The organism is Vibrio sp. E150_018, from assembly GCF_053544035.1.
Window position 1 is genome coordinate 1 of sequence record NZ_JBHGNY010000006.1, and the last position, 18,454, is coordinate 18,454.

The following is an 18,454-nucleotide window of genomic DNA, read 5'->3' on the forward strand; positions in this document are numbered from 1 at the left end:
ATTTGCTTGGCGACCATAGCGCTTTGGACCCACCTGATTCCATGCCGAACTCAGAAGTGAAACGAAGTAGCGCCGATGGTAGTGTGGGGTTTCCCCATGTGAGAGTAGGACATCGCCAGGCATGATTTTGAAAGAGCCCGTGTTAAACGGGCTTTTTTATGTTCGAAGCAAAATTATTGCTGAGAATATATGCTGATATAGCTCAGCCCGGTAGAGCGCACCCTTGGTAAGGGTGAGGTCCCCAGTTCGAGTCTGGGTATCAGCACCACTATTTAGCATTGCAACGGCCTTATCAAATTAGCCGTAACAGTTTTGCTTAGCGACAATAGCACTTTGGACCCACCTGATTCCATGCCGAACTCAGAAGTGAAACGAAGTAGCGCCGATGGTAGTGTGGGGTTTCCCCATGTGAGAGTAGGACATTGCTAGGCTTATATTTTAAGGCCTCCCTGAATTGGGAGGCCTTTTTCGTTTATGCCTTTATAAATTTATTTTGTGATACTTGCCATAATGCCTTTATCAGTGGGTTTTGTAGCTGAGATCGTTGACAACAAATTCCTAATTTAAAAGGTTTAATCGGTGCGACCTTTAAACGTTGAATTTTATCTTTCACTGGGCTGTTATTGATGACCACATCAGGAGCTATACCTACCCCTAAACCAAGTGCAACCATACTAACAACACCTTCATGACCGGATGTTTGAGCATAAATATTAGGCTTAAACTTCATATCTCTAAACCAAGTATTACTTCTATCTCGAGCAGTTCCGGCTTCTGGAATGATAAACGGAATTTGAGTCCAATCAGGTTGTTCTTTTTGTAGTTCAGCAGTGAAGCTGCTGTGAGCATTTGGAGCAATGACAGATAAGGGGATTTCACCGATTGTTTCAAACTCTAAACGTGCAGGTAGCTGTGTCGGCAAAGCGCTAATTACAATGTCGGCCTCATCGCGTAATAACTTATCAATCGCTTGTGCGGGATCTCCGGTTGAAAGTTTCAATTCGATTTTAGGGTAGGCCAGTCTGAAGTCGGTTAAAATCTCGGGTAAATGGCTAAAGCTTGCAGTTACTGAGCAAAATAATCGAATTTCTCCGGCTAACTGCTGTTCATTTCCTTGTTGGCTGCTGCAAAATTGGGTCCACTCTTGAGTGATATGAGTGGCCACTGGAAGGAGCTTTTTTCCTGCTTCCGTTAGCTCAACACTTCGGTTATCTCTAACCAGTAGCGATTGTCCTACTTCTTCTTCTAACTTTTGAATCTGTCTACTTAAAGCGGATGGACTTATATGCATCGCAGATGCCGTCTTACTGAAGTTTTGACTACTGCATAGATGGACAAATAAGTGAAGACTACGAATATTCATTGTGATCCTATTAACGTTATTGCACTTTTCGCAATGATTACTTGTGAATATATCACTTTGGGCAATTGAATTCGTGTTTTAATATCAATTCATCGAGTAAGGACATCTTTAGAGTAATACTTACTCAACGCTATTATGGATTAATTAAAGACAGGATTTTTAGATTATGGCTAACTATTTCAATACCTTGAATCTACGTGAACAATTAGACCAATTAGGTCGTTGTCGTTTTATGGATCGCGAAGAGTTTTCACAAGAAGCTGATTACCTAAAAGGTAAAAAAGTCGTAATCGTGGGTTGTGGTGCTCAAGGTCTTAACCAAGGCTTAAATATGCGTGATTCAGGCTTAAATGTTGCGTATGCACTTCGCCAAGCAGCAATCGATGAGCAACGTCAATCGTTTAAAAATGCTAAAGATAATGGTTTTGAAGTTGCAAGCTATGAAGAATTGATTCCTGAGGCAGATCTAGTAGTAAACCTGACCCCAGATAAGCAGCATACAAACGTGGTTGAAACAGTGATGCCATTAATGAAACAAGGTGCAGCGCTTGGTTACTCTCATGGTTTCAATATCGTTGAAGAAGGCATGCAGATTCGTAAAGATCTTACGGTAGTGATGGTTGCGCCTAAATGCCCTGGTACAGAAGTTCGTGAAGAATATAAACGTGGTTTTGGTGTTCCAACTCTGATTGCTGTGCATCCTGAAAATGACCCACAAGGTGAAGGTTTAGAAATTGCTAAAGCGTGGGCTGCGGCAACAGGTGGTCACCGTGCAGGTGTACTAGAATCTTCATTTGTAGCAGAAGTAAAATCTGATTTAATGGGTGAGCAAACTATTCTTTGTGGCATGCTTCAGGCTGGCTCAATTGTTTGTTATGAGAAGATGATTGCTGATGGTATTGATCCTGGCTATGCCGGTAAGTTATTGCAATTTGGATGGGAAACGATCACTGAAGCATTAAAATTTGGTGGCGTGACTCACATGATGGATCGTCTATCAAACCCTGCTAAAGTAAAAGCATTTGAGCTATCAGAAGAGCTTAAAGATCTTATGCGTCCACTGTATAACAAGCACATGGATGATATTATCTGCGGTGAATTCTCACGTACTATGATGGAAGACTGGGCGAACGATGACAAGAACCTACTAGGTTGGCGTGAAGAAACGGGTCAAACTGCGTTTGAGAATTACCCTGAATCAAATGTCGAAATCTCAGAGCAAGAATACTTTGATAATGGCATTCTAATGATTGCAATGGTTCGTGCAGGTGTTGAACTAGCATTTGAAGCGATGACAGCATCAGGTATCATTGATGAATCCGCTTACTACGAGTCATTACACGAATTGCCACTGATTGCTAATACGGTTGCCCGTAAGCGTCTATATGAAATGAATGTGGTTATCTCAGATACGGCTGAATACGGTAACTATTTATTCGCGAATGTTGCTACGCCACTATTGCGTGAAAAATTTATGCCGAAAGTAAGTACCGATGTAATCGGTAAAGGCTTAAAAGAAGAAAGCAATCAAGTTGATAACGGTCGGTTAATTGAGATTAACGATGCGCTACGTAACCATCCAGTTGAGTGGATTGGTCAAGAGTTACGTGGGTATATGAAGGATATGAAACGTATTGCCGTTGGAGGCTAAATTACTTGTTATATCTCAGCCTTTCGGTGTCGTTGGTGCTCATTGACTATCGTCAATTCCGCGCCAATTCCTAGAAAGTCAGAGATATTCCAGCGTAATTCTGTACTAGATAAAACAAAAAGGCTTGCCTATTAAATGGCAAGCCTTTTGTGTTGTGGGACGGTTAACTTATTCTTTTTCGCTTAACTTACTTTCTAAGTCAGCGAGTTTTGCTTCAATGTCATTCAGTTTTTGACGAGTACGCAGTAGAACTTGGGTTTGTACATCAAATTCTTCACGTGAAACCACATCTAACTTATTGAGTTGTCCTTGGATCACTTGGCGAACTTTTTGATCAACGTCGGAACCAAGGTCTTTTACTGGCTGAGGCATTGATTCGTGAATTTGTTTGGCAATTTGCTCAATTTTCTTAGCATCAAACATCTGGTTAGCTCCTAAATAGTATTGCGTTATTTTATGCAAATCTGTTCAAAATGTCTCGGCTTGTTATCGTGAAATAAAACAAAGGCTACCAATTTGGCTGGTAGCCTTTGTATTTAACTTATCCAATATGAAGAGTTAGTGTTTAGGCTCTTCGATGGCTGGAATACTTTCATCGAACTCTGGTAGTGGTTTATGTTCACTTGCTAAGTAGCTGTAAATGACTGGCAATACAAACAAGGTAAACAAAGTACCAATGGCAAGGCCCGCCACGATAACAATACCAATACTAAAGCGCTGAGCCGCACCTGCACCGCTGGCATAAAGTAGAGGTATTAGACCTGCAATCATCGCTGCTGTCGTCATTAAGATTGGACGTAGACGAATTTTTGCAGACTCCATTACCGCTTCTATTTTTGATTTACCGTGATGTAACTGTTCTTCTTTAGCTACCTCACAAATCAAAATACCGTGTTTGGTGATAAGGCCAACTAGTGTGATCAACCCTACCTGAGAGTAGATATTCATGGTTGCTGCACCCCAAGCAAGGGCAATCAATGCACCACAAATCGCTAGTGGTACCGATACCATGATGACTAATGGATCTCGGATAGACTCAAATTGAATTGCAAGTACTAAGAAGATAATCGCTAGCGCTAGACCAAATGTGGTATACAGTGCACTACCTTCGGTCACGTATTGCCTTGCTTCACCTAAATACTCATGGTTATAGCCTAGAGGTAGCTTAGTTTCAGCAATGTTTTCGAACCAATCAACCGCTTGACCCATAGAAGCCGTTGGTGATGGAACTGCACTTATATTAGCTGAGTTCAGCTGGTTTAAGTGAGGCAGAGACAGTGGTTGAGCGATAACATCAATATGAACTAAACCGCTAAGTGGTACAGAGTGTCCATTAGATGCGCGCACATAATAACCATTCATCGACTCAGGATTAAGGCGGAATTTGCGCTCTACTTGAGGAATAACCTCATAAGATCGGCCATTGAGATCGATACGGTTAACATAACCGTCAGACATCATAGTACCAATGGTCACTGCGATATCTTGCATAGTCACGCCGTAAGCACCGGCTTTATCCTTATCAATATTGATTTTCATGGTTGCTGAATCAAAATTGAGATCCAATGTTGAATAAACAAACAATGGGCTTTTCCCTACTTCGACCAAAATGTCACTGGCAATTTGGAATAAGCTTTCAAAGCTGTTCGGTGTAGTGATCACAAACTGCATTGGCAAGCCTGAACCTGCACCTGGTAACTCTGGCATCTGGAAAGCCGACACAGCCATGCCTGGGATATCTTTCATCAGCTTACCCACACGTTCAGTGACTTCCGATTGGCTGGCTTCACGCTGGCTCCACGGTTTCATCGACGCAATACCAAAAGCTTGATTAGATGCCGGAACACCAGTGAATGCTTGAGCATATTGAATTTCTGGTTGATCAACCAGTACATCGTTCACTTCATTCATGGTGTTTTGTAGGTAGTCTAAGTTAGCATTGGATGGACCTGTACCCATCAATACCACCACCCCTTTATCTTCCGATGGTGCTAATTCACTAGGAATAAACTTAAACAATAGTGGTAAGCTCGCCATAACAATGACCGCAAATGCGATCAGTACTGGACGATGTTGCATTACTGCACGCAACATACGTTCATAGCGATTAGTCATACGATCCAATACTCTGTGTACTAAGATTTCAAATCGATTAGGTTCTGAGTGGGCTTTCAACATCTTAGAACACATTACTGGTGAGAGTGTTAAGGCGATAATCCCCGACACAAATACCGCACCTGCAAGCGTTAAAGCAAATTCCTTAAATAATGAACCTGTAATACCACCCATTAAAGCAATCGGAGCATATACCGCACCTAGTGTTAATGTCATCGCGATAACCGGAACCGCTATCTCACGGGTACCAATAATCGCTGCCCTAAATGGAGGTTCACCGAGTTTTATATGCCGATCCACGTTTTCTAATACTACGATAGCATCATCAACAACCAGTCCTATCGCAAGTACCATTGCCAGCAGGGTCATCAAGTTCCATGAGAATCCCATCGTCTGCATAACGACTGCCACACCAACCAAAGATAATGGAATGGTGATGATTGGAATGATAACCGCGCGAAGTGAGCCTAAGAATAGAGTGATCACTACCAATACGATTAATGCGGCTTCCAATATAGTATGAATAACTTCATTGATTGATTCATTGATAGCAACCGTTGAATCATAAAGGATTCGCATTTCAATATTGCTAGGCAGGTTTTTTTCCAAGTCAGGCAATAGTTCTAAAACATCATGTGCGATATTGATTGGGTTGGCAGTTGGTGAAGCGTCAATCGCCGCCACTACTGCTTCATTACCATTTGAAGTCGCACGATAAGTATCATGGCTTTTGGCTAATGAAACCTTGGCAATATCACTTAGTCTAATTACTTCTCCTTTATCAGACTTAACCACTAAACGTTCAAGTTCAGCCGTATCTTTTACTTGAGTATTGGCACTACCATTATAAATAACAAATTCACCAGTAGATTGGCCCGTTGCTGATTGGTAGTTGTTAGCATTTAAAATGCTCATGACTTCAGTCGCGGTTAAATCAAACGCTGCCATTTTGGCTGGGTCTAACCAAATGCGTAGAGCATATTGTTGACCACCGTATAAGTTAACTTTAGATACACCATTAACGGTAAACAACTGTGGGTTAATTACCCGTTCTAGGTAATCAGTAATTTGGCTAGAGACCAACTCGTCAGAAGTAAAGCCAATATAAAGTACCGAGGTTGTTGAACCTGTCGACATAGTTACAGTTGGATCTTCCGCTTCTTTCGGTAGCTGTGAACGAACCGAGTTAGTTTGTGCCAAGATATCGGCTAATGCGCCATTAGGATCGGTATTAAGTTTCATCGTTACCGTAATGGTCGATAAACCTAACACTGAGCTGGAGGTCATGTAGTCGATATTATCGGCTTGAGCGATCGCTTGCTCCAAAGGCTGAGTAATAAAGCCTTGGATTAAGTTAGCATCTGCACCGTAGTAACTGGTTGTTACCGTTACAACGGTGTTGGTCATTTCGGGGTATTCGCGAACAGACATTTTGAAGATGGCTTGAAAACCAAGCAATGCAATCAAAAGACTGATCGATACCGCCAAAACTGGACGTTTTATAAAAACATCAGTAAAGCGCATAGTGCCTCCAGTTACAGCATTGGGGTTTGGGCTGGTGGAGTGGTTGCATCACTCTCCACAACTTTAACTTTTGAATTGTTACTCAAGCGAACTTGTCCCGAGGTGACAATAGTTTGACCAGGTTCTAGTCCATCTAAAATATGAGCAACACTGCCCGCACGTTCACCGACTTTTACTACTGTTTGGATAACACGTTGTACGCCGTCTTTTTCTTCAAGCACATAAATACTGTCACCATAAAGGGTATAGGTGATCGCCGTTTGAGGTGCGATAATTTGATCATGAATGGTTGGTAGTACAATGCTGGCTCTCGCAAACATACCACTGCGGAGCTTTCCATCACTGTTTGGTATTTGAGCCTGTACTTGAATCAAACCGCTTTGTGCATTTACTGCCGGGGCAATAGCACTAATTGAACCTTTAAAGATTTTATCAGCATAAGAATCAACATTAATATTCACTTGTTGGCCAACATAAATCTTACTAATGTCGGTTTGTGGCACAGTGAAACGCAGACGCATCACGCTCATATCTTCTAAACGCACAACTTCTGCACCAGTTTCTAAAAACTGGCCATTAAATACATTACGTAAGCCAACTGTGCCATCAAAAGGTGCGGTAACGGTACGACGGTCAATTGATGCTTTTAAGCTTTCTATATCGGCTGATAGCGATAAGTAATCTGCTTCAGCATTATCAAACGCTTCTTTAGATACTGAGCCTTTAGAATACAGATCTTTATAGCGTACGTATTTTGCTTGTGCAGCGGGTAGCTTTGATTGAGAGCTTTTTAGTTGTGCTTTTTCTACTTTTGAATCAACCTCAACTAATACATCATTCTTTTTAACATCAATACCAGAATCAAAATGAATCTTATCAATTTGACCGCTAGCTTGAGCGGTAAGGGTGACACCTTGATTTGGTTCGACAAAACCAATCGCATCTATGGTTGGGGTCCAATCTTCTGGGCTGACTTTGACTACTGTTACCGGGAATTCCGGCTCTGGCATGTTTGCCATGTATTCGGCAATTTTTTTCTGCTTAAACATATTAAAGCCAATCACACTACCGAACAGTAGTATTGCGATGATCAGCATAACGAAAGTCCACTTTTTCATTTCGTCAGAACTCCAAAATTAATGTTGAATAACCGCATCCCAACTCGCTTCAATAGCGGAATCAAGGGCGGTATCAGTGATAATATAACAACCAAGTACGTGTTTTCTGGCTATTGATAAACAAACATCTAAACTTAAACTAGCAAGTAAATGATTATCTAATGGTTTAAATACACCGAGAGCTTTCCCTTCATTAAACATAGTTTCAATTTTATAGAATAGCTTACGTTCTATTTCTGAACCACAACTTGGCCTCGTTGGCAAAGACTCATATTGGATTCGGTTGAGAATGATATCGACTTCATTTTGAGTCGTAGTAACATGAGCAACGTTTCTCCAGATTAACATGAATCTTTCTTTGAGAGGCATGTGTTCTTCAACACCTTGCTGTACCATATCAGCCACACGCTGAAGGACATGCATGCGTACCGCTTCAACCAAGTCATTTTTATCTTGGAAATAACGGTAGATGGTTCCAGCAGCAACACCGGCTTCTTGAGCCAGTTTGTTCATAGATAACCCTTGAAAGCCATTTTTAGCAATCATATGTTCAGCGCTATTCAATATGAGTTGTCGTTTATCTAACAGCGAATTGCCTTTAGAATTAACCATAGAAAAGACCAGATAATGAATGAACGTTCATTCATTATATTCAGGATTTATTGATTAGTCAGTAAAAATAAAATATTCGTATTAATTTGTTACACCTTAATTAGAGTAGCAGATGTAGAGAAAAATATTGAGCTCAGTATGAAGTTAAACCCCCGACAAGATGACGCTGTAAAATATGTGTCCGGCCCATGCTTGGTGCTCGCTGGTGCTGGATCGGGCAAAACTCGCGTGATCACTAATAAAATAGCCTACCTTGTACAGCAATGTGGCTATCAACCAAGGCATATTGCAGCGGTCACTTTTACTAATAAAGCCGCGCGAGAAATGAAAGAGCGAGTCGGCCAAACCTTAGGCAAGAAAGAAGCTAGAGGCTTGATGGTGTCAACCTTCCATACGCTCGGACTCAATATCATTCGTCGTGAATATAAATCATTAGGATTAAAAGCCGGCTTCTCATTATTTGATGATCAAGACCAGCTAGCCTTGTTGAAAGACTTAACCGAAGAGCAACTCGATGGCGATAAAGATTTATTGCGTCAGTTATTAAGCAGCATTTCCAATTGGAAGAATGACATGCTAACTGCCGCTCAGGTCAAAGCGCAAGCCGATTCAGAACAAGAGCAATTATTTGCCTTTTGTTTTGAAAAATACTTGAATCAAATGAAAGCTTATAATGCACTTGATTTTGATGACCTGATTGCCATGCCGGTATTGCTACTGAAAACTAATAGTGAGGTGCGTGAGCGCTGGCAATCTAAAATCCGCTACTTGCTGGTGGATGAGTATCAAGATACCAACACCAGTCAGTATGAATTAGTACGTTTAATTGTCGGTGAAAGAGCCCGCTTAACTGTGGTGGGGGATGATGATCAATCCATCTACTCTTGGCGTGGTGCTCGTCCACAAAATTTAGTGTTACTTAATAAAGATTTCCCGCAACTAAAAGTAATTAAGCTGGAGCAAAACTATCGTTCAACTAGTCGAATTTTACGTTGTGCCAATATTTTGATCGCTAATAATCCGCATGTATTTGAAAAAACGCTTTTCTCTGAAATTCCCGACGGTGAAAAACTAAAGTTGCTTACCGCCAAGAATGAAGAGCATGAAGCCGAACGAGTCACTGGTGAAATCATTGCTCATCGCTTCTTAAACCGCACTCAATATAAAGACTATGCGATTTTGTACCGTGGTAATCACCAATCTCGCTTGATTGAAAAATCGCTCATGCAAAACCGAGTACCATATAAAATATCCGGTGGTACTTCATTTTTTGCTCGCGCTGAAATTAAAGACATGATGGCTTACTTACGGGTTTTGGTTAATCCAGATGATGACAATGCCTTCTTAAGAATTGTGAATACACCTAAGCGTGAAATTGGCCCGGTGACACTCGAAAAACTGGGTAGCTATGCCAATATGCGTGGTAAAAGTTTATTTGAGGCCAGTTTTGAGTTGGGACTTGAGCAACATTTATCTGGCAGAGGCTTAGAATCATTGCGACGCTTTACCGCTTGGGTTGTTGAAATTGCGGATAATGCGGAGAGAGGCAATACAGTTGAGGCAGTACGTTCATTGGTGCGAGACATCAATTATGAAGATTGGTTATACGAGACTTCATCGAGCCCTAAAGCAGCAGAAATGCGAATGAAGAATGTCTCTGATCTTTATACGTGGATTACTGCAGATTTAGAGGGTGATAACTACGATCAAGAGGTAAAGACTCTAAAAGAAGTGGTTCAACGCCTAACTCTACGTGACATGATGGAACGTGGGGAAGGTGATGATGATGCCGACCAGGTCCAATTGATGACATTGCATGCCTCTAAAGGTTTAGAGTTCCCTTATGTCTATTTGATGGGAGCGGAAGAGGGCATCTTGCCTCATCAAACCAGCATTGATGAAGAAAATGTCGATGAAGAGCGTCGCTTAATGTATGTCGGTATTACTCGTGCGCAGAAAGAGCTGACCTTTACGATGTGTCGTGAGCGTCGCCAATACGGTGAGCTAATTAAACCAACGCAAAGTCGTTTCTTAGATGAATTACCTTTTGATGATGTTGAGTGGGAATTACAGAAAAAACCACAAAGTGCGGAAGAACGTATGGAGAAAGGCCAAGCCCATATTGCGAATTTGCGAGCTATGTTTAAAAAGTAGTAAGTAACTAAGATTTTTATAGATGAAATAAATAACAAAGCCTCATATTAGGGAGTATGAGGCTTTGTTTATGTGCCACAGTATTTATAAGCCAGCAATCATGTGTTCGATAGCAGCTTTGATTTCATCATCAGAACAATCCATACAAGTCCCTTTCGGTGGCATTGCATTAAAGCCTTCGGTGGCATGTTTAATCAGTGTTTCTTCACCTTGAGCAATACGCGCTCCCCAATCTCCTGCATCACCTTTTTTTGGTGCACCACTGACGCCAGTACCGTGGCAAGCAATACAGAAAGTACCGTACACTGTTGCGCCATCACGAGGGCCGGATGCTTCAGCGTCAACTGGTTCACTACCAGCAAGGTAGACATCCCCAACAGGTTTAATGCGATCAGCAATCGCAGCTCGTTCGCGGTCACTGATTCCAGAAGCAAAGGCGAAAGAAGAAAAGGTAAGTGTCGCGGTAAGTATCATTAAGGTTTGGCGAATCATATCCATAAACTCACTATATTCTTAGGCCGATAAAAAGGACCTAGATAAAAACAAAGCTTCATTGCTCTTCGAAGGAGCAGTATATCGTTATAAAATTGTAAATAAGTCGTGATTGTATCCTTTTAATAACGTGGTATAAACTATAAGATTGCAGTGACATGGTGTGTGTCACATCCTAAATAGGTTTATTTATTGCTTAATTGTTGAAAAACGCACCAAACAGTAAAAAAAGTTCAAAAAACACTAGACGACCTAGTGTGATATACGTATTATTCCACTCCGCCGATAGGGCATGCGCCCGTAGCTCAGCTGGATAGAGCGTTGCCCTCCGGAGGCAAAGGTCGAAGGTTCGAATCCTTTCGGGCGTGCCATTCGGAAAGCAGGAATATCGGTAAAAACATTGGTGGCTATAGCTCAGTTGGTAGAGTCCCGGATTGTGATTCCGGTTGTCGCGAGTTCAAGCCTCGTTAGCCACCCCATATTTTAGGTACGAGTTTATATCCCTAGTTACTAGGAAGATTAAAGCTGGCACCTCTAGGAACTAGAAAACTAGGGACTAGAAACTTATATCGGTGAATAGCGCAACTTAATAGCGCATCTCCGGCTTTTAGGAATAGCGGGATCAGAGGGTGACCCTCATACGTTGAACTAAAGGCAAATAAAAAATATCGGTGAATAGCGCAGCTTGGTAGCGCATCTGGTTTGGGACCAGAGGGTCGGGGGTTCGAATCCCTCTTCACCGACCATTTTAAATAAACTTTTGTGATAGGCAAAAGTTTCGGTGTAAGAAACCTGACAAATTGTGGGTTCGCCTGATGTTAGAATTTTGGCTCTTCACCGATCATATTTTAAAGCCTCACTCAGGTGAGGCTTTAACTTTGGTGGCTATAGCTCAGTTGGTAGAGTCCCGGATTGTGATTCCGGTTGTCGCGAGTTCAAGCCTCGTTAGCCACCCCATATTTTAGGTACGAGTTTATATCCCTAGTTACTAGGAAGATTAAAACTGGCACCTCTAGGAACTAGAAGACTAGGGATTAGGAACTTACATCGGTGAATAGCGCAGCTTGGTAGCGCATCTCCGGCTTTTAGGAATAGCGGGACCAGAGGGTGACCCTTGGTAGGTTGAACTAAAGGCAAATAAAAAATATCGGTGAATAGCGCAGCTTGGTAGCGCATCTGGTTTGGGACCAGAGGGTCGGGGGTTCGAATCCCTCTTCACCGACCACATTAAAAAACCGCATCAGAAATGATGCGGTTTTTTGTATCTAGGCCCGACGGGGCGGGGTTCGTCTGATATTAGAATCTGGCTCTTCACCGACCACATTAAAAAACTGAATCAGAAATGATGCGGTTTTTTTGTGTTTCAATCGTGCCAGATCGAAAGGTGGTTTTGATATTAGGCTCTTGGCTCTTCAGTGACTACTTTTAAGAAGTCATATCTAAAAAAGGGCTTCTGGGTATTAAAATATTGCAGCCTCTAAAGCTGACTGATTATTAGCTTTAACTTTATATTTATGTATTTCTTTTGTTTTAATTATAGCTTCTCTTAATATTATTTGCTTATTTATGCATTGGTTGCATGACAATCTGCTGTGATCTACTGCATGCTTTTTAAGCTAAATCTGTTGTATTGTTTATTTTGTCAGCAATATTATCTATCCTTTGTTGAAATTTTGTTAATAAATGTGCTTTGTACGGCTTTTTTTAGCGTTTAATATGCTGTTTTATTGCATTTTCATTAATTGTTTGCCAAATTGGAAAACACAATTTGTCTTCCCTCCTTTTGGGGATGAGGATTACAACGAATGGATTCGTTTTTTTACAGACAAGGCAGAAAGCTGTCAAAGCAGTAGAGGTCTGGTAATGCCACTTTTAGAAGTTAAAGATTTGCGGATCGAGTATCCGTCGCGTCACGGTGTTCACGCCGCAGTAAAATCCCTTTCTTTCAGCATTGAGCGCGGTGAGATCGTCGGTGTCGTTGGTGAGTCTGGTGCAGGCAAATCGACCGTTGGTAATGCGGTGATTGATCTGTTAAGCCCTCCTGGCCGTATCGCTGGTGGCGATGTTTTCTTGGATGGCGAGAAAATTTCAGGTTTAACGCCTGAACAAATGCGTTCAGTACGTGGCTCCAAAATTGGGTTTATTTTCCAAGATCCAATGACATCATTGAACCCATTATTTACGGTTGAACATCAACTTACTGAAACCATTCATGCCAATATGAAGGTATCGGAAAAAGAAGCTTACGAACGTGCATTAAACTTAATGAACCAAGTAGGCATTCCTCAACCTGAAAATCGTCTAAAACAATATCCTCACCAATTTTCTGGTGGCATGCGTCAACGTGTGGTGATTGCCATCGCATTAGCTGGTGAGCCTGAATTAATTATTGCTGATGAGCCAACCACCGCACTTGATGTATCGATTCAAGATCAAATTCTTAGCCTTATTCGTGATTTATGTATCAAGAATAATGTCGGTTGTATGTTGGTGACCCATGATATGGGTGTAGTTTCTAACGTTACCGATAAAGTCGCCGTAATGTATCGTGGTGACCTTGTTGAGTTTGGTCCGACTGCCAAGGTACTTGGCACTCCTGAGCACACCTACACTCGCAGCTTAATTTCAGCCGTTCCTCGTTCGGATAAAAAATTCGATCGTTTTCCATTAGTGAGCTATATCGAAGAGGCACATGAACTTGAACCACTCGATATTAAAAGTCACTGGTTAGGGCAAAGCCAAGATCAGCGTGATTACAGAGGGCCATTGCTGAGTGTTGAAAATGTTAGCTTACGTTTTACCACCAAAGACTCGTTGTTCGAATCACGTAGAGAATATGTGCAAGCCTCTAATAATGTCAGTTTTGATGTTCATGAAGGGGAAACCTTTGGTTTGGTTGGGGAGTCTGGTTCGGGTAAATCAACGATTGCTCGTGTCATTGCCGGGCTATACGCACCAAATGAAGGCAAAGTGACTTTTGAAGGGATTGATTTAACAGCCATTAAATCAGAGCGTGAACGTCGACCCTTCCGTCGTCAGATGCAGATGGTGTTCCAAAATCCTTATACATCAATGAACCCTCGTATGAAAATCTTCGACATCATTGCTGAGCCGATTCGTTTCCACAAATTAACCCGTGATGAAAACGAAACGCGCAAGATCGTGCATGATCTGTTAGATCACGTTGGCTTGGGGCGTATGGCGGGTGTGAAATACCCACATGAATTCTCTGGTGGTCAGCGTCAACGTATTTCGATTGCTCGTGCTTTAGCGACCCGTCCACGTTTATTGATTTGTGATGAACCAACCTCTGCACTAGATGTGTCAGTTCAGGCACAGATCTTGAATCTATTAAAAGACTTACAAGATGAGCTGAACTTAACCATGTTATTTATCAGTCATGATTTGCCAGTTATTCGTCAAATGTGCGATCGCATTGGTGTGATGAAAATGGGGCAATTATTGGAAGTGTCTCCAACAGAGCAACTGTTTACTGATCCGCAACACGAATACAGTAAACAATTGATTTCTTTAATGCCGGAATTTACTGGCCTTAGAGAAGATATGCAAATCGCTTAACGGCGTATCGTATGGGCCGCGAGAGGACCACAGATGTATAAACACAACACACTCTAAATAAAAACAAGGGATGTCCTCCCGCATGAAGGAGTTATGCAAATGAAAATGATGAAGAGCAAATTAGCCGTAGCATTAATGGCTGCGGGTTTGAGCTTTAATACAATGGCTGCTGATATTACCGTGGCTTATGATGCTGACCCAGTATCAATGGATCCGCATGAGCAATTATCAGGTGGTACTTTACAGCTGTCTCATATGGTGTTTGACCCGCTCGTTCGCTATAACCAAAAGTTTGAATTTGAAGCTCGTTTGGCTGAAAAGTGGGAGCGAATTGATGATAAAACCATGCGTTTTCATTTGCGTAAAGGTGTGAAATTCCATTCAGGCAATACAATGACGGCCGATGATGTAGTGTGGACTTTTAACCGTTTACAACACTCACAAGATTTTAAAGCTATTTTTGAACCGTTTGAAAAAGCAGTAAAAGTTGATGATTACACCGTCGATCTTGTGACTAAAGATGCTTTCCCTCTAGTGCTTCAATCTGCTACTTACATCTTCCCTATGGATAGCAAGTTTTATACTGGTAAAGATGAAAATGGCAACGATAAATCTGCAATTGTGAAGCATGGCAACTCTTATGCATCAACTCATATTTCTGGTACCGGTCCTTTCATTGTGACTGATCGTGAACAAGGCGTAAAAGTCGATTTTGAACGTTTTGCTGATTACTGGGATAAAGACTCAAAAGGTAATGTTGATCACCTGACACTTAAACCAATCAAAGAAAATGCAACACGTGTTGCCGCTTTGCTTTCTGGTGGTGTAGATATGATTGCTCCGGTTGCGCCAAATGATCATGACCGAGTGAAAGGTGCCGATGGTATTGATTTGGTGACGCTTCCTGGCACACGTATTATTTCTTTCCAAATGAACCAAGAAAGCAACCCAGCGTTAAAAGATAAGCGTGTCCGTCAGGCGATTGTTTATGCCATTAATAATGAAGGGATTGCTAAGCGAATCATGAAAGGTTTCGCAACGGCTGCTGGTCAGCAGAGTCCAGAAGGTTATGCTGGTTATGACGCGGACCTAAAGCCTCGTTATGATTTGAAAAAAGCGAAAGAGCTAATGAAAGAAGCGGGCTACGAAGATGGCTTTAGCTTAACCATGATTGCGCCAAATAACCGATATGTCAATGATGCAAAAATAGCTCAAGCAGCGGCAGCCATGTTGTCGAAAATTGGTATCAAGGTTGATTTGAAAACCATGCCTAAAGCGCAATACTGGCCTGAGTTTGATAAGTGTGCAGCGGATATGTTGATGATTGGTTGGCATGCGGATACAGAAGATTCTGCCAACCTAACCGAGTTCTTAACCATGACTCGTGATGAGAAAACAGGTAAAGGTCAATATAACTGTGGTCACTACTCAAACCCAGAAGTTGATAAGCTGATTAATGAAGCCAATACTGAAACTGACCCAGCGAAGCGTAGTGCTGAACTGCAAAAAGTTGAACGTATTCTTTATGATGACGCCGCTTTTGTACCACTACATTGGCAAAACCTAGCGTGGGGTGCGAAGTCTAATGTTCACATTACACCAATTGTGAATGCGATGAACTTCCCATACTTTGGTGATTTAGTCGTTGATGAAAAATAAGCTAATTTAACGAGATTAATTCGTTTTTATTAATGAACAATAGGCCGTATATTCTCGAATCGAGTTATACGGCCCTATAAAAATAAGCTGGTTACTTCTAAGAAATATGGAGCTAACCAGCGCTTAATGGATTATTTAAGGGGCAAGGAATGTTAACGTTTCTGGTCAAGCGCCTATTTCAGGCACTGATAGTGATGTTTGTGATCAGTCTAGTAGCGTTTTCCATACAGGATAACCTAGGCGACCCGTTACGTGAGTTAGTCGGGCAATCAGTTTCAGAAGCTGAGCGACAAGCATTGCGTGATGAATTGGGACTCAATGACCCATTCACAGTAAAGTATTCTCGTTTTGTGGTGGATGTACTGCATGGCGATTTAGGTACATCTTATTTTTTTAAAAAACCTGCGGCAGAAGTGATTTTGGATAAACTTCCTGCCACATTAGAACTGGTTTTTGGTGCGACATTAATCATTATCTTTTTATCGATTCCACTCGGCGTTTATTCAGCTATCAATCCCAAAAGTATTTTAACCAAAATCATTATGGGCTTTAGTAGTGTTGGTATTTCAATTCCGGTTTTCTTAACCGCGATTATGTTGATGTATGTGTTCTCGATAGAGCTAGGTTGGCTGCCATCTTATGGACGTGGAGATACCAGCGATATTCTAGGTTGGGATTCTGGTCTGTTTACACTTGATGGTTTAGCGCATTTAGTCTTGCCTTGTATTTCTTTAGCTTCAATCATGTTGCCGTTATTTATTCGCTTAGTCCGTTCTGAAATGTTGGAAGTGCTAGGCTCTGAATACATTAAATTTTGTCGAGCGAAAGGCTTGGCGATGAACAAAATTTATTACCAACATGCATTGAAAAATACCATGCTACCAGTATTAACGGTTGGTGGTGTGCAGATTGGTACAATGGTGGCATACACCATTTTGACTGAAACCGTATTCCAATGGCCGGGTACAGGCTTTCTTTTCCTTGAAGCGATTAACCGTGTCGATACACCGTTAATTACCGCTTACGTTATCTTCGTTGGTTTGATCTTTGTGGTTACCAATACCATCGTCGATTTACTTTATGGTTTGGTTAACCCAACCGTCAATATCACAGGAAAAGGAGCATAATTATGAATCAGCAAACTTCATCTGTTGTTCCTACTCGTTGGGAACGCTTCAAACAATCAGACATCTTGTATTACTTCCTGCGTGACAAAGTGGCGATGGTCAGCTTTGCGGTATTTATGGCATTTTTTGTGGCTGCTATTTTATCGCCATGGATCGCGCCAACCGACCCGTATGATTTAACCTCGATTGATATTATGAACTCAGAACTGCCGCCGTCTTGGATGGCAGAAGGGGATCCTGCATTTTGGTTGGGTACTGATGACCAAGGGCGTGATATTTTCTCAACCATTTTATATGGCTCGCGCTTGTCATTAATGATTGGCTTCTGCGCGGTAGCGGTGCAACTGTTTTTGGGCATCATTATTGGTTTATCTGCCGGTTACTTCGGTGGTCGAATGGATAGCTTCCTAATGCGTTTTGCTGATATCCAATTATCTTTCTCGACTATGATGGTCGCGATTATTGTTTCGGCGATTTTCAAAGCCAGCTTCGGTGGGGAATTTTATGGTCAGTATGCCGTGTTAATGCTGATCGTGATTATCGGTGTCGCGGAATGGCCACAATACGCGCGTACCGTTCGTGCATCCGTATTGGCTGAGAAGAAGAAAGAGTATGTGGAAGCGGCACGTGTAATGGGTTTCCGTTCACCTCGCATCATGTTCCGTCATATTTTACCGAACTGTTTATCACCAATTTTGGTTATCTCAACGGTGCAAATTGCCAATGCGATTATGTCAGAAGCAGCACTGTCTTTCCTTGGTTTAGGCTTGCCGGTTGACCAACCATCATTGGGCTCATTGATTAGTATTGGTTTTAATTACATTTTCTCAGGCTCTTGGTGGATCACGGCGTTCCCTGGAATTGTATTGGTAACCATAGTGCTAGTGATTAACTTGCTTGGTGACTGGTTGCGAGACGTGTTTAATCCAAAGTTATATAAAGGTTAAATATCCCTCGTACCTGACGTTGTCGCTTTGGGTATTGTGAAATTTAGTTACTCAGCGAGATAAATTTACGTATGATGAAAACCGTAGAGGAGTAACTTCTACGGTTTTTTGTT

Annotated in this window: 11 protein-coding genes, 6 tRNA genes, 2 rRNA genes and 1 pseudogene; 14 read left to right on the forward strand and 6 right to left on the reverse strand. The window is 41.7% G+C overall.

The annotated features are described in order from the left end of the window. Positions 1-5 precede the first annotated feature (5 nt). The 3 genes from rrf (ACE3G9_RS07915) to rrf (ACE3G9_RS07925) all read left to right on the forward strand — a co-directional run bounded on the left by rrf (ACE3G9_RS07915) (position 6) and on the right by rrf (ACE3G9_RS07925) (position 431). Positions 6-121, forward strand: a 5S ribosomal RNA gene (rrf, locus tag ACE3G9_RS07915). A 70-nt stretch (positions 122-191) separates the two neighbouring features. Then, positions 192-268 (forward strand) — tRNA-Thr (locus ACE3G9_RS07920). A gap of 47 nt (positions 269-315) precedes the next feature. Further along, a 5S ribosomal RNA gene (gene rrf / locus ACE3G9_RS07925) occupies positions 316-431 on the forward strand. A 41-nt stretch (positions 432-472) separates the two neighbouring features. Here rrf (ACE3G9_RS07925) and ilvY read toward each other — a convergent pair. Continuing rightward, positions 473-1,363 (reverse strand): HTH-type transcriptional activator IlvY, encoded by an 891-nt coding sequence (ilvY, locus tag ACE3G9_RS07930; protein WP_417881479.1) that lies wholly within the window; start codon positions 1,361-1,363, stop codon positions 473-475. A 166-nt stretch (positions 1,364-1,529) separates the two neighbouring features. Between ilvY and ilvC the strand changes: the two genes are divergently transcribed. Then, positions 1,530-3,014, forward strand: coding sequence for a ketol-acid reductoisomerase (gene ilvC, locus ACE3G9_RS07935; protein ID WP_417881478.1), 1,485 nt, complete (start codon positions 1,530-1,532; stop codon positions 3,012-3,014). Between the two features lie 168 nt (positions 3,015-3,182). Here ilvC and ubiK read toward each other — a convergent pair whose 3' ends face one another. The 4 genes and pseudogenes from ubiK to ACE3G9_RS07955 all read right to left on the reverse strand — a co-directional run bounded on the left by ubiK (position 3,183) and on the right by ACE3G9_RS07955 (position 8,284). Further along, on the reverse strand, positions 3,183-3,437 hold the full coding sequence (ubiK, locus tag ACE3G9_RS07940) for a ubiquinone biosynthesis accessory factor UbiK (RefSeq protein WP_417881477.1): 255 nt from the start codon (positions 3,435-3,437) through the stop codon (positions 3,183-3,185). Between the two features lie 168 nt (positions 3,438-3,605). After that, a pseudogene (locus ACE3G9_RS07945) lies at positions 3,606-6,653 on the reverse strand (multidrug efflux RND transporter permease subunit); the annotation flags it as partial. A gap of 11 nt (positions 6,654-6,664) precedes the next feature. Then, positions 6,665-7,771, reverse strand: a complete 1,107-nt coding sequence (locus ACE3G9_RS07950; protein WP_449218866.1) for an efflux RND transporter periplasmic adaptor subunit — start codon at positions 7,769-7,771, stop codon at positions 6,665-6,667. 18 nt (positions 7,772-7,789) lie between these two features. Then, a complete protein-coding gene (locus tag ACE3G9_RS07955) occupies positions 7,790-8,284 on the reverse strand; it encodes a TetR/AcrR family transcriptional regulator (protein WP_417881475.1) in 495 nt (164 codons plus the stop codon). A gap of 237 nt (positions 8,285-8,521) precedes the next feature. Between ACE3G9_RS07955 and rep the strand changes: the two genes are divergently transcribed. Further along, positions 8,522-10,537 carry a DNA helicase Rep gene (gene rep / locus ACE3G9_RS07960; protein WP_449218867.1) on the forward strand — a complete coding sequence of 672 codons (2,016 nt, stop codon included), beginning with the start codon at positions 8,522-8,524 and terminating at the stop codon, positions 10,535-10,537. 84 nt (positions 10,538-10,621) lie between these two features. Here the strand turns inward: rep and ACE3G9_RS07965 are convergent, their stop codons facing one another. After that, positions 10,622-11,035: a c-type cytochrome gene (locus ACE3G9_RS07965; protein WP_449218868.1), complete on the reverse strand. Its 414-nt coding sequence runs from the start codon at positions 11,033-11,035 to the stop codon at positions 10,622-10,624. A gap of 288 nt (positions 11,036-11,323) precedes the next feature. Between ACE3G9_RS07965 and ACE3G9_RS07970 the strand changes: the two genes are divergently transcribed. The 9 genes from ACE3G9_RS07970 to ACE3G9_RS08010 all read left to right on the forward strand — a co-directional run bounded on the left by ACE3G9_RS07970 (position 11,324) and on the right by ACE3G9_RS08010 (position 18,341). Further along, a tRNA-Arg gene (locus ACE3G9_RS07970) sits at positions 11,324-11,400 on the forward strand. Between the two features lie 32 nt (positions 11,401-11,432). Beyond that, a tRNA-His gene (locus tag ACE3G9_RS07975) sits at positions 11,433-11,508 on the forward strand. Positions 11,509-11,698: 190 nt separating this feature from the next. Continuing rightward, a tRNA-Pro gene (locus tag ACE3G9_RS07980) sits at positions 11,699-11,775 on the forward strand. Positions 11,776-11,910: 135 nt separating this feature from the next. Then, a tRNA-His gene (locus ACE3G9_RS07985) sits at positions 11,911-11,986 on the forward strand. A gap of 191 nt (positions 11,987-12,177) precedes the next feature. Then, positions 12,178-12,254 (forward strand) — tRNA-Pro (locus ACE3G9_RS07990). 638 nt (positions 12,255-12,892) lie between these two features. Next, entirely contained in the window at positions 12,893-14,608 is a 1,716-nt protein-coding gene (locus tag ACE3G9_RS07995) for a dipeptide ABC transporter ATP-binding protein (protein ID WP_417880438.1), read from the forward strand. Positions 14,609-14,707: 99 nt separating this feature from the next. Further along, a complete protein-coding gene (locus ACE3G9_RS08000; protein ID WP_417880437.1) occupies positions 14,708-16,267 on the forward strand; it encodes an ABC transporter substrate-binding protein in 1,560 nt (519 codons plus the stop codon). Between the two features lie 149 nt (positions 16,268-16,416). Beyond that, positions 16,417-17,394, forward strand: coding sequence for an ABC transporter permease (locus ACE3G9_RS08005; protein WP_417880436.1), 978 nt, complete (start codon positions 16,417-16,419; stop codon positions 17,392-17,394). 2 nt (positions 17,395-17,396) lie between these two features. Next, complete coding sequence (locus ACE3G9_RS08010) at positions 17,397-18,341, forward strand: ABC transporter permease (protein ID WP_417880435.1); 945 nt, start codon at positions 17,397-17,399, stop codon at positions 18,339-18,341. The last annotated feature ends 113 nt before the right edge of the window (positions 18,342-18,454 follow it).

Excerpts from the sequence above, each read along its gene's own strand:
- ubiK (WP_417881477.1), bottom strand. The coding sequence starts at position 3,437 with ATGTTTGATGCTAAGAAAATTGAGCAAATTGCCAAACAAATTCACGAA.
- ACE3G9_RS08000 (WP_417880437.1), top strand. The coding sequence starts at position 14,708 with ATGAAAATGATGAAGAGCAAATTAGCCGTAGCATTAATGGCTGCGGGT.
- ACE3G9_RS07955 (WP_417881475.1), bottom strand. The coding sequence starts at position 8,284 with ATGAACAAACTGGCTCAAGAAGCCGGTGTTGCTGCTGGAACCATCTAC.
- ACE3G9_RS08010 (WP_417880435.1), top strand. The coding sequence starts at position 17,397 with ATGAATCAGCAAACTTCATCTGTTGTTCCTACTCGTTGGGAACGCTTC.
- ilvY (WP_417881479.1), bottom strand. The coding sequence starts at position 1,363 with ATGAATATTCGTAGTCTTCACTTATTTGTCCATCTATGCAGTAGTCAA.
- ACE3G9_RS07950 (WP_449218866.1), bottom strand. The coding sequence starts at position 7,771 with ATGAAAAAGTGGACTTTCGTTATGCTGATCATCGCAATACTACTGTTC.
- ilvC (WP_417881478.1), top strand. The coding sequence starts at position 1,530 with ATGGCTAACTATTTCAATACCTTGAATCTACGTGAACAATTAGACCAA.
- ACE3G9_RS07995 (WP_417880438.1), top strand. The coding sequence starts at position 12,893 with ATGCCACTTTTAGAAGTTAAAGATTTGCGGATCGAGTATCCGTCGCGT.
- ACE3G9_RS07965 (WP_449218868.1), bottom strand. The coding sequence starts at position 11,035 with ATGGATATGATTCGCCAAACCTTAATGATACTTACCGCGACACTTACC.
- ACE3G9_RS08005 (WP_417880436.1), top strand. The coding sequence starts at position 16,417 with ATGTTAACGTTTCTGGTCAAGCGCCTATTTCAGGCACTGATAGTGATG.
- rep (WP_449218867.1), top strand. The coding sequence starts at position 8,522 with ATGAAGTTAAACCCCCGACAAGATGACGCTGTAAAATATGTGTCCGGC.